Source organism: Microvirga roseola, assembly GCF_020866965.1.
Lineage (GTDB): Bacteria > Pseudomonadota > Alphaproteobacteria > Rhizobiales > Beijerinckiaceae > Microvirga > Microvirga roseola.
On sequence record NZ_JAJATX010000004.1, the window covers coordinates 128750 to 141078 of the forward strand.

General features: G+C 66.8%; 15 protein-coding genes. 3 read left to right on the plus strand and 12 right to left on the minus strand.

All coding sequences use genetic code 11. The features are described from left to right. Nucleotides 1–2: 2 nt before the first annotated feature. The 4 genes from aac(6') to ygfZ form a co-directional block, all read right to left on the minus strand. On the minus strand, nucleotides 3–449 hold the full coding sequence (gene aac(6'), locus LG661_RS04605) for an aminoglycoside 6'-N-acetyltransferase (protein WP_407666660.1): 447 nt from the start codon (nucleotides 447–449) through the stop codon (nucleotides 3–5). Between the two features lie 16 nt (nucleotides 450–465). Then, nucleotides 466–1113, minus strand: coding sequence for an FMN-binding negative transcriptional regulator (locus LG661_RS04610; protein WP_230530690.1), 648 nt, complete (start codon nucleotides 1111–1113; stop codon nucleotides 466–468). A gap of 97 nt (nucleotides 1114–1210) precedes the next feature. Beyond that, nucleotides 1211–3157: a hybrid sensor histidine kinase/response regulator gene (locus LG661_RS04615; protein WP_230530691.1), complete on the minus strand. Its 1947-nt coding sequence runs from the start codon at nucleotides 3155–3157 to the stop codon at nucleotides 1211–1213. A gap of 102 nt (nucleotides 3158–3259) precedes the next feature. Next, on the minus strand, nucleotides 3260–4147 hold the full coding sequence (ygfZ, locus tag LG661_RS04620) for a CAF17-like 4Fe-4S cluster assembly/insertion protein YgfZ (RefSeq protein ID WP_230530692.1): 888 nt from the start codon (nucleotides 4145–4147) through the stop codon (nucleotides 3260–3262). Nucleotides 4148–4225: 78 nt separating this feature from the next. On the opposite strand from ygfZ, the gene LG661_RS04625 reads away from it, so the two are divergent. Then, nucleotides 4226–5560, plus strand: coding sequence for a dihydroorotase (locus LG661_RS04625; protein WP_230530693.1), 1335 nt, complete (start codon nucleotides 4226–4228; stop codon nucleotides 5558–5560). Between the two features lie 30 nt (nucleotides 5561–5590). On the opposite strand, the gene LG661_RS04630 is transcribed toward LG661_RS04625, so the two are convergent. The 6 genes from LG661_RS04630 to LG661_RS04655 all read right to left on the minus strand — a co-directional run bounded on the left by LG661_RS04630 (nucleotide 5591) and on the right by LG661_RS04655 (nucleotide 9077). Beyond that, entirely contained in the window at nucleotides 5591–5983 is a 393-nt protein-coding gene (locus LG661_RS04630) for a VOC family protein (protein WP_230530694.1), read from the minus strand. Between the two features lie 49 nt (nucleotides 5984–6032). Beyond that, nucleotides 6033–6416, minus strand: coding sequence for a VOC family protein (locus LG661_RS04635; RefSeq protein ID WP_230530695.1), 384 nt, complete (start codon nucleotides 6414–6416; stop codon nucleotides 6033–6035). A gap of 25 nt (nucleotides 6417–6441) precedes the next feature. After that, nucleotides 6442–6705 carry a hypothetical protein gene (locus LG661_RS04640; RefSeq protein ID WP_230530696.1) on the minus strand — a complete coding sequence of 88 codons (264 nt, stop codon included), beginning with the start codon at nucleotides 6703–6705 and terminating at the stop codon, nucleotides 6442–6444. 161 nt (nucleotides 6706–6866) lie between these two features. Continuing rightward, on the minus strand, nucleotides 6867–7475 hold the full coding sequence (locus LG661_RS04645; protein WP_322098837.1) for a TIGR02301 family protein: 609 nt from the start codon (nucleotides 7473–7475) through the stop codon (nucleotides 6867–6869). Next, nucleotides 7463–7921 carry an NUDIX hydrolase gene (locus LG661_RS04650; protein ID WP_230530697.1) on the minus strand — a complete coding sequence of 153 codons (459 nt, stop codon included), beginning with the start codon at nucleotides 7919–7921 and terminating at the stop codon, nucleotides 7463–7465. Before LG661_RS04650 ends, LG661_RS04645 begins: the two co-directional genes overlap by 13 nt. After that, nucleotides 7911–9077 (minus strand): citrate synthase, encoded by a 1167-nt coding sequence (locus LG661_RS04655; RefSeq protein ID WP_230530698.1) that lies wholly within the window; start codon nucleotides 9075–9077, stop codon nucleotides 7911–7913. Before LG661_RS04655 ends, LG661_RS04650 begins: the two co-directional genes overlap by 11 nt. A gap of 78 nt (nucleotides 9078–9155) precedes the next feature. Between LG661_RS04655 and LG661_RS04660 the strand changes: the two genes are divergently transcribed. Next, the gene (locus LG661_RS04660; protein ID WP_230530699.1) at nucleotides 9156–10226 is read left to right on the plus strand and encodes a citrate synthase/methylcitrate synthase; all 1071 of its coding nucleotides are present in this window, start codon (nucleotides 9156–9158) and stop codon (nucleotides 10224–10226) included. On the opposite strand, the gene LG661_RS04665 is transcribed toward LG661_RS04660, so the two are convergent. Together LG661_RS04665 and pdxH are read right to left on the minus strand one after the other, a co-directional pair. Then, on the minus strand, nucleotides 10223–10945 hold the full coding sequence (locus tag LG661_RS04665) for an SDR family NAD(P)-dependent oxidoreductase (protein ID WP_407666661.1): 723 nt from the start codon (nucleotides 10943–10945) through the stop codon (nucleotides 10223–10225). The two genes, LG661_RS04660 and LG661_RS04665, sit on opposite strands and share 4 nt — an antisense overlap. Before the next feature lie 109 nt (nucleotides 10946–11054). After that, the gene (gene pdxH, locus LG661_RS04670) at nucleotides 11055–11663 is read right to left on the minus strand and encodes a pyridoxamine 5'-phosphate oxidase (protein ID WP_230530701.1); all 609 of its coding nucleotides are present in this window, start codon (nucleotides 11661–11663) and stop codon (nucleotides 11055–11057) included. A 47-nt stretch (nucleotides 11664–11710) separates the two neighbouring features. On the opposite strand from pdxH, the gene LG661_RS04675 reads away from it, so the two are divergent. Beyond that, the gene (locus tag LG661_RS04675) at nucleotides 11711–12187 is read left to right on the plus strand and encodes an RT0821/Lpp0805 family surface protein (protein WP_230530702.1); all 477 of its coding nucleotides are present in this window, start codon (nucleotides 11711–11713) and stop codon (nucleotides 12185–12187) included. Nucleotides 12188–12329: the final 142 nt, after the last annotated feature.

The window sequence follows — 12329 nt, forward strand, 5'->3', positions numbered from 1 at the left end:
CCTCAGGAGCCCGGCAGCAGCTTGCGGAAACAGACCACCCGTTCCGTCTCCTCGAAGCCGAGGGCGGCATGCATCTGCTGGGAGTCCCGGTTGTGCAGTTCCGTATCCGACGCCAGTTCCCGGCAGCCGAGTCTGACGGCCCATTCTTCCACGGCCCGGACCAGCAGCCGGGCGAGGCCCTGCTTCCGGAAGGCCGGCTGCACGTAGATGCCCTCGACAAACACCACCGGGGAGCTGGCGCAGCCATTCACGTAATCATGCCGCAGGGCAGCCTCGGCGAAGCCGGCGGCCACGCCGCCCGGCACCCGCGCCAGGAAGGCTCGCGCCTTCTCCGGTTCCCAGATCATGGCCTGGGACTCGGAGAGATGGTCCTGCTCCGGCGTCTCGGGCCACAAGGCCTGCCGCAGGGCGACCCATTCCGAAAGCGTCCGCCGCGCGCAGGGTTCGATCCAAGGCTTGCCGCTGTCACTCACGGGGCACGGCCCCCTTGGCTTCGACCAAATCCGCCATCTGCCGGGCGGCATCGTCGTCCAGAAGCCGCAGGCCAGCGGAGACGCCCTGGCGGTCCGCCTCCGACCGGTTCTGGCTCACCTTCCACTTGCCTTCGATACGGGCGATCTCGATCTCCACGCCGACGATGCCCTTGAGCTGCGCGGCGACGAAGGCATCGGGTGCATCGCTCACGGCCCAGGGCGTCGGCTGCACGGCTTCCTGCCCAGCGGTCATCGTGGTGACCTGGCGCAGGATCCATGCGGGATCGTCAATCACCCGCAGACGCCCACGAGCCTGCACGATGGCGTAGTTCCAGGTCGGCACCACCTTGCCGTGCTCGCGCTTTGCCTCGTACCAGGAGGGCGTGATGTAGGTCTCCACCCCCTGGAAGACGACGAGCGCCTCCTGGGCGGAATCGAAGTCGCGCCATTGCGCGTTGGCCCGGGAGAGATGAGCCTTCAAGGTCCCCAGCGGCGAGGCGGAGGAGTCGAGCACGAAGGGTATCGGGTTCGCGGCCAGTCCCGTGCTCCCGACCGTCACGAGGAGCCCGAGCGGGTGAGCCCGGATCAAGTCGTGCTGGACCTCGAGGCGGTCTTCGCGGAAGTGCGGCGGCTGGTACATGGCGTTCCCGTCATCGGCGGAGCGGGAAAGCTAGCGGCAAGCGCCATGGTGCACCAATCAAAAATGCGGATGCCATGCATCACGGGGCATGAACGGATCAGGGTCCGCTCCGGAGGCTCCTCAGCTTTTCCGAAAGCTCCGTCCAGCGATATGGCTTGCTGATGAAGGAGATATCCGCGCCGAAGCCTTCCGATGACAGGGCCGACATGGGATAGCCGGAGGCCAGCAGGATCTTGATGGCGGGCCGCAATTCGCGGGCCTTTCGCGCCAGCTCGACACCGTTCATGCCGTGCGGCATGACCACGTCGCTGAACAGGACGTCGATCTTTTCGTCGCGCCCCAGGATGTCGAGGGCGGCGAGGGCGTGGTGGGCCGAAAGGACGTCATAGCCCAGGCTCTCGAAGATTTCGGTGGCGACGTCCAGAACGGCCGGCTCGTCCTCCACGATCAGCACGGTTCCCGTGCTGTCGGCGGCCGTGCGGATGTCGCCGGGACCGGCCGTCTTTTCCTCCTCGGGACCGACCCGCGCAGGCAGGAGAAGGGTGACCGTCGTGCCGTTCCCGGCCGCGCTTTCGACGGCCACATGGCCGCCCGACTGGGTTACGAAGCCATAGACCTGGCTCAGACCCAGGCCGGTGCCCTTGCCGACCTCCTTGGTCGTGAAGAAGGGCTCGAAGACGCGGGACGCGACATCGGGCTCCATGCCGGTCCCCGTATCCTGCACGGCGATGGACACGTAGTCCCCAGGCAGCGGGCCGGATCGCGCGGCTTCGGCGCTGCCGATGTCGATATGGCCGGTCGTGATCGTCAGGGTGCCTCCCTCCGGCATGGCGTCGCGGGCATTGACGACGAGGTTGAGGAGCGCGGCCTCGAATTGCTGCTCGTCGATATGCGTCCACTTGAGGGGCGACGTCAGAGCGAGGCGCAGGTCGATCATCTCGCCGCAGGCGCGGCGAAGGACGGCCTCGAAGCCGCCGATCAGCCTGTTCGGGTTCAGGAGTTGCGGCTGCAGAGGCTGGCGGCGGGCGAAGGCCAGGAGCTGCTGCGTGAGCTTCGCCCCGCGCTCGGCCGCTCGCTGCGCGCTCTCGATCAGTTTCATGTCGCGCGGGTCGCCGATCCTGCGGGTGAGCAGGTCGAGGTTGTTGACGATGACGGTCAGCAGATTGTTGAAGTCGTGCGCCACCCCGCCCGTGAGCTGGCCGACCACGTCCATCTTCTGGGACTGGAACAGGGCGGCCCGCGCCTCGTCGAGGGACTCTTGGGCCTTGCGCCGCTCGGTCATGTCCCGGGTGATCTTGGCGAACCCGATCAGGCGGCCGAGATCGTCATGGATGGCGTCGATGACCACGCTCGCCCAGAAACGGGAGCCGTCCTTGCGGACGCGCCAGCCTTCGTTCTCGAAGCGGCCCTCGCGGGTGGCCGTGTCGATGGCCCGCTCGGGCAGACCGCTCGCCCGATCCTCCTCCGTATAGAAACGGGAGAAGTGCTTCCCGACGATCTCATCCCTGCTGTAGCCCTTGATGCGCTGGGCTCCGGCATTCCAGTTCGTGATCCGGCCCTGGAGATCGAGCATGAAGATGGCGTAATCCGTGACGCCCTGGACCAGAAGCCGGAAGCGCTCCTCGCTCTCACGCAGCGCCTCCTGGGCCTGCCGGCGCTCGGTCAGGTCCCGGGTGATCTTGGCGAAACCCAGGAGGTCTCCGTTCTCGGCGCGGATCGGGTCGATGACGACATGGGCCCAAAAGCGGGTCCCGTCCTTGCGGACGCGCCAGCCCTCGCTTTCGAACCGCCCCTCCAGGGCCGCCGTTGCGAGGGCGCGCTGAGGAAGGCCGATCAGCCGGTCCTCTTCCGTATAGAACTTGGAAAAATTCGAGCCGAGGATTTCCTCTTCCGTATAGCCCTTGAACCGTTGCGCACCCGGATTCCAGCTCGAGATCGTTCCGGTCGGATCGAGCATGTAGATGGCGTAGTCGGTGATGGCGTTGACGAGGAGCTGGAACCGCCCTGCATCCTGCTCCGTCCTGTACGCTTTTACGGCGCTCATGGAAGATCCCCTGACGGTCCGGGCGCGCGCAATTGCTTCGGCGCATCACTGGACCGATCATGCACAACGCCACGGGAATTGTGCGGTTCCGCGGCCCGCCTCTTATTTTCCTAGGCTAGCGTCGGATATCTCGCCTGGGAAGGCGAAACCGGCCCATGCAGGCCTCCTGAGCTCGACAGGAATGCCTCCGGCCCTGATCGTCTCGCCGGCGGCCAGGGCATCCGCCGCCCGGTCGAGACGGATCATGAGAAGACCGCGGCCTTGCGCGCCGGTGCCCGTCTTGCCCAGGGCCTTGTCGCCCGCCGTGACATCGACCCCGAGCTCCGCCGCGAAGCCGCCCTCGTAAACGGCGGGCACGATCCGCGTCCTGGCCGTGCCCCGGTGCTGCATGCGAGAGACCACCTCCTGGCCCACATAGCAGCCCTTGTCGAAATCAACTCCGTGGAGCTGATCCATGAGGGCCTCGTGGGGAAAGGCGTCGCCGAAGAGGAAGTCGCGGCCGCCCTCGGGGACGCCGAGCGCAATGCGGTGCGCGTGGTAGGCATCCACCGGGTTCTTCGCGAACTCCGCCGCATCCTCGGCGGCGACGATGGCGCGCCAGCCGAGATCGGGCAGTCGGGGATCCCCCGCCACGAGGCCGGCCTCGTCCTCGGGCCGGGGCATGTCCCAGCCTGCGATGACGGCAAGGGATTCGGACAGGTCCTCGACCGCCACCTTGGCGCGCAGCTTGTAGAAGGACAGGCGCTTGGCGAGATCGGGCGCAAAGACCTTGAGCACGTCGAGGTAGTAGGCGCCGCCGATTTCGGCGGGTGCTTGGAAGACGATGAAGTCGAACAGGATCTTCCCCTGGGGCGTCAGCAGGGCGCCGAATCGCGCGGCTTGCGGAGAGACCCGGTCGATGTCGCAGGTTACGAGGCCGTCGAGAAAAGTCTTGGCGTCGTCGCCCGAAACCCTTACCACGCCCCGGTCGGCCAGATGGACTGACGGCATATAACCCGCTCCCGCTGCTCTTTGCTACAAAGCGTGACATATGCTCCCCGCGCACCGGCCTCAAGGGATGAGATCGCCATGCCCCAGACCTTCGACCTGATCCTCAAAGGCGGCGTCGTCGTGAACCACGACGGACGCGCCGAGCGCGATGTCGGCGTGAGGGACGGCCGGATTGTCGCTATCGGCGACCTGCCCCAAGCCTCTGCCGGGCGGGAGGTCGATTGCCGGGGGCTCCACATTCTGCCGGGGGTCATCGATACCCAGGTGCATTTCCGCGAACCCGGCCTCGACCATAAGGAAGACCTGGAATCCGGCTCCCGCGCCGCCGTCATGGGCGGCGTCACGGCGGTCTTCGAGATGCCGAACACCGATCCGCAGACCACGAGCGCGGAGGCGCTCGCGGACAAGGTGCGGCGCGGCCATCACCGGATGCATTGCGACTTCGCCTTCTGGGTCGGCGGAACGCATGAGAACGTCAAAGACCTCCCGGAGCTGGAGCGCTTGGCCGGTGCTGCCGGCATCAAGGTGTTCATGGGCTCCTCCACCGGCTCGCTCCTGGTCGAGGACGACGAGGGAATCGCCAACATCCTCCGCCACACGCGCCGCCGCGCCGCATTCCATTCCGAGGACGAGGCGATGCTGCGTGAGCGGAAGGGGCTGCGCGTGGACGGCGATCCCAGCTCGCATCCCGTCTGGCGCTCGGCGGAGGTCGCGCTCGCCTGCACGCAGCGCCTCGTGCGCATCGCCCGGCAGACCGGCGCACGCATCCACGTGCTCCATGTGACGACCGCGGAGGAGATGGCGCTCCTGAAGGATCACAAGGACCTCGTCACCGTCGAAGTGACGCCGCACCACCTGACGCTCTGCGGGCCTGACGACTACGAGCGCCTCGGCACCTATATCCAGATGAACCCGCCCGTGCGCGACGCCGTGCACCGCCAGGCCCTCTGGCAAGGGCTCGACGAGGGCATCGCCGACGTCCTCGGCTCCGACCACGCGCCGCATACCCGCGAGGAGAAGGACAAGGCCTATCCCAACACGCCCTCCGGCATGACCGGCGTGCAGACCCTCGTTCCCGTCATGCTCGACCATGTGAACGCGAGCCGCATGACGCTTGAACGCTTCGTCGACATGACGAGCGCCGGCCCCAAGCGCCTCTTCGGCATCGCCAACAAGGGCCGCATCGCTGTCGGCTACGACGCCGATTTAACGGTGGTGGACTTGAAGCGCACCGAGACGATCACGAATGCCTGGATTGCCTCGAAATGCGGCTGGACCCCCTATGACGGCCGCAAGGTCACCGGCTGGCCCATCGGCACGGTGGTGCGCGGCAACATCGTCATGTGGGACGGCGCCCTCGCGACGCCGTCTCAGGGCGAGGTGGTGCGGTTCGAGGAGACGATTGGGGAATAAGGCTTGTTGCGTCTTTGCATCCCGGGACGCCTACTGCGTCCAGGCGGAGTTTTGGAGCACGACGCGATAGCCGTCCGGATCCTCGAAGGTGACTCCTAAACGATCCCAGTAGGGATTGAACGACGGGACAGGGGAGTGTCCGTTGGCACGCATGCGCTCGACTGCGCTCTGCCATTCGGCGTGATTTGGAATGTAGAGAGCAAGCAGGTTGTCTTGCGTGGGCGCGCGCCCGGCGGTGTGACCACGCTGCCGGGTGAATTCCAGGTGCCACATCGCACCAGGATGCCCAAGCATTCTCCCGTCGAAGCCGTCGTGATCATCGAAGGCGGCGATGACCTCGAAACCAAGACCGTCCCGGTAGAATCCCACGACCGCCTCGAGGTTGTCGGTAGGCCGCGCCACTCGAATTTTGATGTCTTTCATGGCTGATGCTCCGCGAAGCGCAGGCAAAGGCGCTCTCAGGTCAGGTGGTTTACTTCACCCAATCCATGTTCTGGAGCACGACACGGTAGCCATCAGGATCCTCGAAGGTCACTCCTTGACGATCCCAATAGGGGTTGAAGGAGGAGACAGGAGTATGTCCCTTGTCACACATCCGCTGGACAGCAGCTTCCCACTCCGTGCGATCCGGAAGGTAGAAGACGAGCAGGTTGTCCTGCGTTGGAGCGCGACCGGCCTTATGATTGCGATAATATGTAAAGGCGAGATGCCATGGCGCCTGCGGATGACCAAGGATCCTGCCCGCGAACCTGTCGTGATCATCGAAGGCGGCAATGATCTCGAAACCTAGGCCCTCCTGATAGAAGCGCACGACCTCGTCGAGCTGGTCCGTCGGGCGCACGACTCGAAGCTTCATGTCCTTCAAGGGAGGAGTGCCAGCTTCAATGCTTCGGCGAAACCGCCATCGAGAAGGCGCCGGTGCGAATCTTATCGGGAAGGCTGGCTGCGTATTCCGCAACGGCATCCTCGCCATAGGTGGCGACGAGTTCCGTGAAGGCCGCGAAGAGGGCGGCATGGGCCATGCAATCGGCGTCCAGTCCGTCGAACTCGGCCTCGGCGAAAGCCTCGGTCACATAGCTCAAGGCCGCCTGCTTGATGGCGCTGAGTTCGGGGAGTTCGGAGAGAGTGACGTCGTTGTCGTTCATGATCCAGGCCCCTTCGAGGGGCGGCGCACAGGTTCGGTTGATTCGTACTTAAAACATCGCGCCGTCCCACGACCAGCATCACCTTGCAAAGAGGTTAACGCGAGAGGGGTACACCGGAAAAATGTGGATAATAGTGTCGCAGCTCCCGACCGATCGAATCCCTAGCCGCCGTAGCGTCCGGTGATGTTGCGGGCGAGCTGTTCGCCTTCCCTTAGGAAACGAGCCGAAGCCTCCTGGGCCGACGGGGTGCAGACCCGGTAGGTGAGGGCGTAGGCCTGATAGCCCCTGTTGTAGGCCCCCGCGAGACGCTCGCGCCGCCCGGGGGTGGTGCCCTCGGCCTCGAGCAGGGTCTGCATGCGCCGGCTCCATTCATTGGCGTCGGGCGCGGTGCAGAGGGGGCGCAGCATGGCGAGCGCTCCGATGATCTCGGCAAGCCGCAGCATCTCCTTCTCGTAAGGGGCGGGCGGCGGTTCGATCACGGGGGCGGGTTCGGCCTGCTGCTGCGGTTCCGATGGCGGCGGGCTCGAGCGCTGCGGCTGCGTCTGCTGCCGTCTCTGCGGCTGGGGCTGCGGCTGCGGCGGAGGCCTGTATTGCGGCACGGGCCGGTATTGCGGCTGCGGGCCGTATTGCGGCTGCGGGCCGTATTGCGGCGGGACGCCCGGAGGCCGGGGCGGGCCGAACAGGCGCTCGAAGAAACTCTGGGCGGCCAATGGTTCAAGGGAGACCAGCAGGGCCGCGAGCGCGGCAAGGCCCGTCCTCACGCGCCGCATGGGACCGCGTCCTCCCGTTCCAGCCGGAAGGCCTGCTCCAGAACCGCGGCGAGACCTGGCGTCATAGGCAAATCGGCGATGTCCCGTTCCGTGACCCAACGGATATCCTTTGCTTCCGGTCCTGTCTGGGGTTCGCCGGAGACCCAGCGGGCGGCGTGGGCGGCGATGACGACGTGATGCTTTATATGGCCGTCCGCATCCCTTTCAATGAATTCGACAGGCGCGATCAGGCCGACGAGCTCCGCTTCCACCCCGACCTCCTCGCGGAGCTCCCGGAGGGCCGCCTCGCCCAGGGTCTCGCCGATCTCCACCATTCCCCCAGGCAGCGAATAGAGATCCTCGCTCGGCGGCTTGCCCCGGGCGGCGAGGAGGATGCGTCCCTCACGGAAGACCGCGACGGAGGCGGCGAGGACGGGGCGCTCGGGGTAGAAACGGTCACGGCTCATGGGGGGCCTCCTCCGCCACAACATAGCGGGCACGGGGCCGGATGAGCGAGCCTTGGGAACGCTGCTCCACCGCATGGGCGAGCCACCCGGCGCTGCGGCCGCTGGCGAAGAGGGCGAAGGCCGCGCCTCGCGGCAGGCGGAAGGCCCGCTCCATGGCGACGAGCCCGACATCGACGCTGGCATGGCCCGCGCCCGCCTCCGCGATGGCGCTGAGGGCTGCGGCGTCGCAGGCAAGCAGCGGCAGGCCCTCGACGATCGCCGCCCCGCGCGGGTCGCCGTCCGGATAGAGCGGGTGGTGAAAGCCGGGGATCTCCTCGCTCGCTTCCAGCCTCGCGGCGAGGCGCTCCACGCCTCCTTCCGCCTCATGGTCCTCCAGCAGGGCGCGGACCCGCTCCGTCGCGCCGCCATGGAGCGGACCGCTGAGCGCCGCCAGCCCCGCGATCACCGCATTGCCGAGGGTCGCGCCCGTGGAGGCCGCGACCCGGACCGCGAAGGCGGAGGCAGACAACTCATGATCGGCGCAGAGAACGAGCGCCCGGCGGATCGCCTCGCCCGCCTCCTCGGCATTCCAGGCTCCTGCGAGATGGCGGTGGAAGGGCCGGGCTCTCGGATGCGAGCCACTCCCCGCCATGACCATGAGGCGCAGGATCGAGACGACATCGCAGGCCGTGTGCCCTGTCTCCTCTCCATGCTCCGACAAAAGCCGGATCGCCCGTGCGACATAGGCGCGGGGGCCGAGAGCCGGAGACTCGGGCGAGCCTGTGGGCGGGGAGGGTGCGTCGAATGCCTCCGCCTCCATGCCGCCGACGAGAAGACACGCGACGGCTTCGATCCCCGCAGTCTCAGCCAAGGTGAGCGCATCCGCGCCCCGGTAGAATAATCTCCCGTCCTTGATTTGCGTGATGCGGGTCTCCAGCACCGGCAGGCCCCAGTCGAGGGCCGTCGCCGCCGCGGCAGCCGGGCGGCGGAAGCGCGCCTTGCGCTCGACCAGGGCCTCCACGTCGTCCAGGGCGTAGAGCCGCTGGCGCGGATCGTGCGGCGAGGTGAAGGAGCGGATCAGGCCCCGGCTGACATAGGCATAGAGGCTCGCCCGGCTGATGCCGAGGCGGGCGGAGGCGACCTCCGCAGAGGTCAGGTCGAGGGCGGAGGATCTCATAGGTTGATATGTTGATTCAAGATTGACCGCTCCGCAAGCCCGGCGCGAAGCTTCACCCACAATCGATGGAGAAGCCTCATGAAAATCGGACTCGATGACGTCGTTGCCGCGGAAACAATCCTCAGCCACGTGGACGGCGCGGCAGGCCGCCTGATCATCCGGGGCCACGATCTGGAGGAGTTGGCGGGCCGCGCATCCTACGAGGAGGTTGTCGCGATGCTGTGGGAAGGGCTCGTTCCGGATGCCTCGGCGGATCCTCGCGCGCTTCTCGGCCGCGCAAGAGAAAGGGCTTTCCGGCATCTCGCGCCGCTTGCCCCCCACTTGGCCGGCCTCACTCCGGTCGAGGGCATGCGCCTCCTGCTCTCCGTCCTGCCGCATGCGGAGGAGGACCATGCCGGGCTTGCCGTCGGCGCGGCCGCGGTGGCAGCGGCCATGGCGGTGCGAGGGGCAAGCGGTCTGCCGCCCATCGCGCCGGACGCGACCGCCGGCCACGCCGCCGACCTCCTGCGGATGCTGCGCGGCGCACCCGCCGACGAACGCGAGGCGAGGGGGCTCGATACCTATCTCGTGACGGTGATCGACCACGGCCTCAACGCCTCCACCTTCGCAGCGCGGGTGGTCGCTTCCACGGAAGCGGGCCTCCTCTCATCCGTCGTCGCCGGCCTGTGCGCCTTGAAGGGCCCCCTCCATGGCGGCGCGCCGGGGCCTGTGCTCGACATGCTCGACGCCATCGGCCGCGAGGAGAACGCGGAGCCCTGGCTCGATGCGGCCATTGCCAGGGGCGAGCGTCTCATGGGCTTCGGCCACCGCATCTATCGGGTGCGGGACCCGCGCGCCGATGTGTTGAAGACCGCCGTCGGCCGGCTCAAGGGGCGCGACAACCGCATCGCCTTCGCCGAGGCCGTGGAGCAGACGGCGCTTCGCGTGCTGGAACACCGCAAGCCGGGCCGGAGGCTCAACACCAATGTGGAGTTCTACACCGCGCTCCTGCTGGAGGTCTTGGGGGTTCCCCGCGAGGGCTTCACGCCCCTCTTCGCCGCGGGCCGCAGCGCGGGCTGGGCGGCGCATGCCGTCGAGCAGGTGAAGACCGGCCGAATCATACGCCCGCGGTCGCACTATGTGGGGCCGCGGCCGGCGGAGGCGGCCTAAACGTGCTGCCCGCCGTTGATGTGCAACTCCGCGCCGGTGACGTAGGAGCTGGCGTCGGTGCAGAGGAAGTAGATGGCTTTGGCGACCTCGTCGGGGGTGCCGAGGCGGCGCATGGGGATCTGCTCGACGATCTTCTCCGTGCCCGGCGAGAGGATCGACGTATCGATCTCTCCGGGCGAGATCGCGTTCACGCGAACGCCCAAGGGCCCGAAATCGGCGGCCATCTCGCGGGTGAGCGCCGCGAGGGCAGCCTTCGAGGTGGCGTAGGCCGCGCCGGCGAAAGGATGGACGCGCGAGCCCGCGATGGAGGTCACGTTCACCACCGAGCCTTTGGCCTTTGTCAGTTCGTCCTGCAGACCGCGGGCCAGCATGATGGAAGCGAAGAAGTTCACGTGGAAGACGCGGATCCAGTCCTCGTAGGGAGTCTCGATGGCTCCCAACCGTGAGCCGCCGGGGCCCTTGGGCGAGATGCCCGCATTGTTGACCAGCGCATGGAGGCAGCCGCCTTCGGCTGCGAGCCTTTCCTTCACCTCGGCGATGGCCCGGCGGGTGTCGTCCGGGTTGGCGAGATCGACCTGGAGGTGATCCTCCGGGCCCATCTCCCAGGGGCAGTTTTCGGGAAAGCCGTGCCGCGAGCAGGTGATGACCCGCCAACCGGCCGCGGAGAAGCGCTTGACCGTGGCATGCCCGATGCCGCGGCTGGCGCCGGTCAGCAGCATGATGCGGCGGGAATTGGTGGACGAAGACGACATGGCACACCTGACCTGAGAGGGCGCAGACCTTTAACCTGAGCGGCGATCCGGGTCCATGAGTGTTTCCGCGTCCGGCTTACGGATAGAGCCGCAACTTCCGCCAGCCATCACCCTCGCGGGTGAAGACAACCCGGTCGTGGAGGCGGAAGGGCTTGTCCTGCCAGAACTCGATGGAGACCGGCGCGATGCGGAAGCCCGTCCAGTAGGGCGGGCGCGGCACCTCGCCGATGGCGAATTTGGCGGTGTTGAGGGCAACCGCCTTTTCCAGGGCGAAGCGGCTTTCCAGCGGGCGCGACTGCTGGCTCGCCCAGGCGCCGATGCGGCTGTCGCGGGGGCGGCTATGGAAATAGGCGTCGGCCTCTTCGTCGCTCACCAGCGTCACCGGACCCCGCGCACGCACCTGCCGGCGCAGGCTTTTCCAATGCAGAACGAGAGCGGCCTTCTTCTGCCCCAGAAGCTCGCGGCCCTTGTTCGATTCCGTGTTGGTGTAGAAGACGAAGCCATTCTCGTCCGCACTCTTCAGCAGCACCATGCGCACGTTCGGCAGGCCGTCCTCGTCCACGGTGGCGAGGGCCATGGCGTTGGGGTCGTTGGGCTCGGAAGCCTCCGCCTCCTTCATCCAGTCCCGGAACAGGGCGATGGGCTCTTCGGTCTCGGTGAAGTCACCGGTTGTTAACTGGTTCACTGTTTTATCTCGGTGTGTGACTTTTCGTTCTGGGGGACCGACGCGTGATGATGATCAATACGCGCCGTTATAGATCAGATGCCGCCTTCAGCGAAGCCATCAAAATCCTTGCCGCAGGTCTCGTTGCGCTCTCGGTCAGCGCCTGCAGCTTCTCCGTCGGGGTCATGGATGTCGAGCCCGAGGAGCCGGAGATCACGGGCACCATCGCGCTCAGTGCCGCTATATCCCTCTCTCCCGACCTGAACGAGGAGGACTGGCGGAGGGCCAAGGCGGCGCTGGGCCTCGCCCTCGATCCGCAGGGGCCGGGCACGCAGGTGTCCTGGGACAATCCCGATACCTCCATGAAAGGCACCTTCACGCCCACCGGCGCACCCTTCGTCAAGGACGACGAGATCTGCCGGGCATTCGCCGCCCGCCTCGGCCCTCCCTCCGGCGCATCCCTTCAGGGCACGGCCTGCCGCCCCTCGGGCGGGGAATGGGCCATCAAGGACATCAAGCCGGCAAAAGTGGCTTCCAAGGCCTAGCTTTCCGCGGCAGGGGCGTTGCAGTCCGGCAACACTTTCCCCATATGGTCGTCAGCTTCCGTTAGAGCATCGTGCGGAAAAGCGGATCCGGTTTTCCGCGCTGAACGATGTTTTCACATAAGAGCTTCAGGCTTCCCGCCCT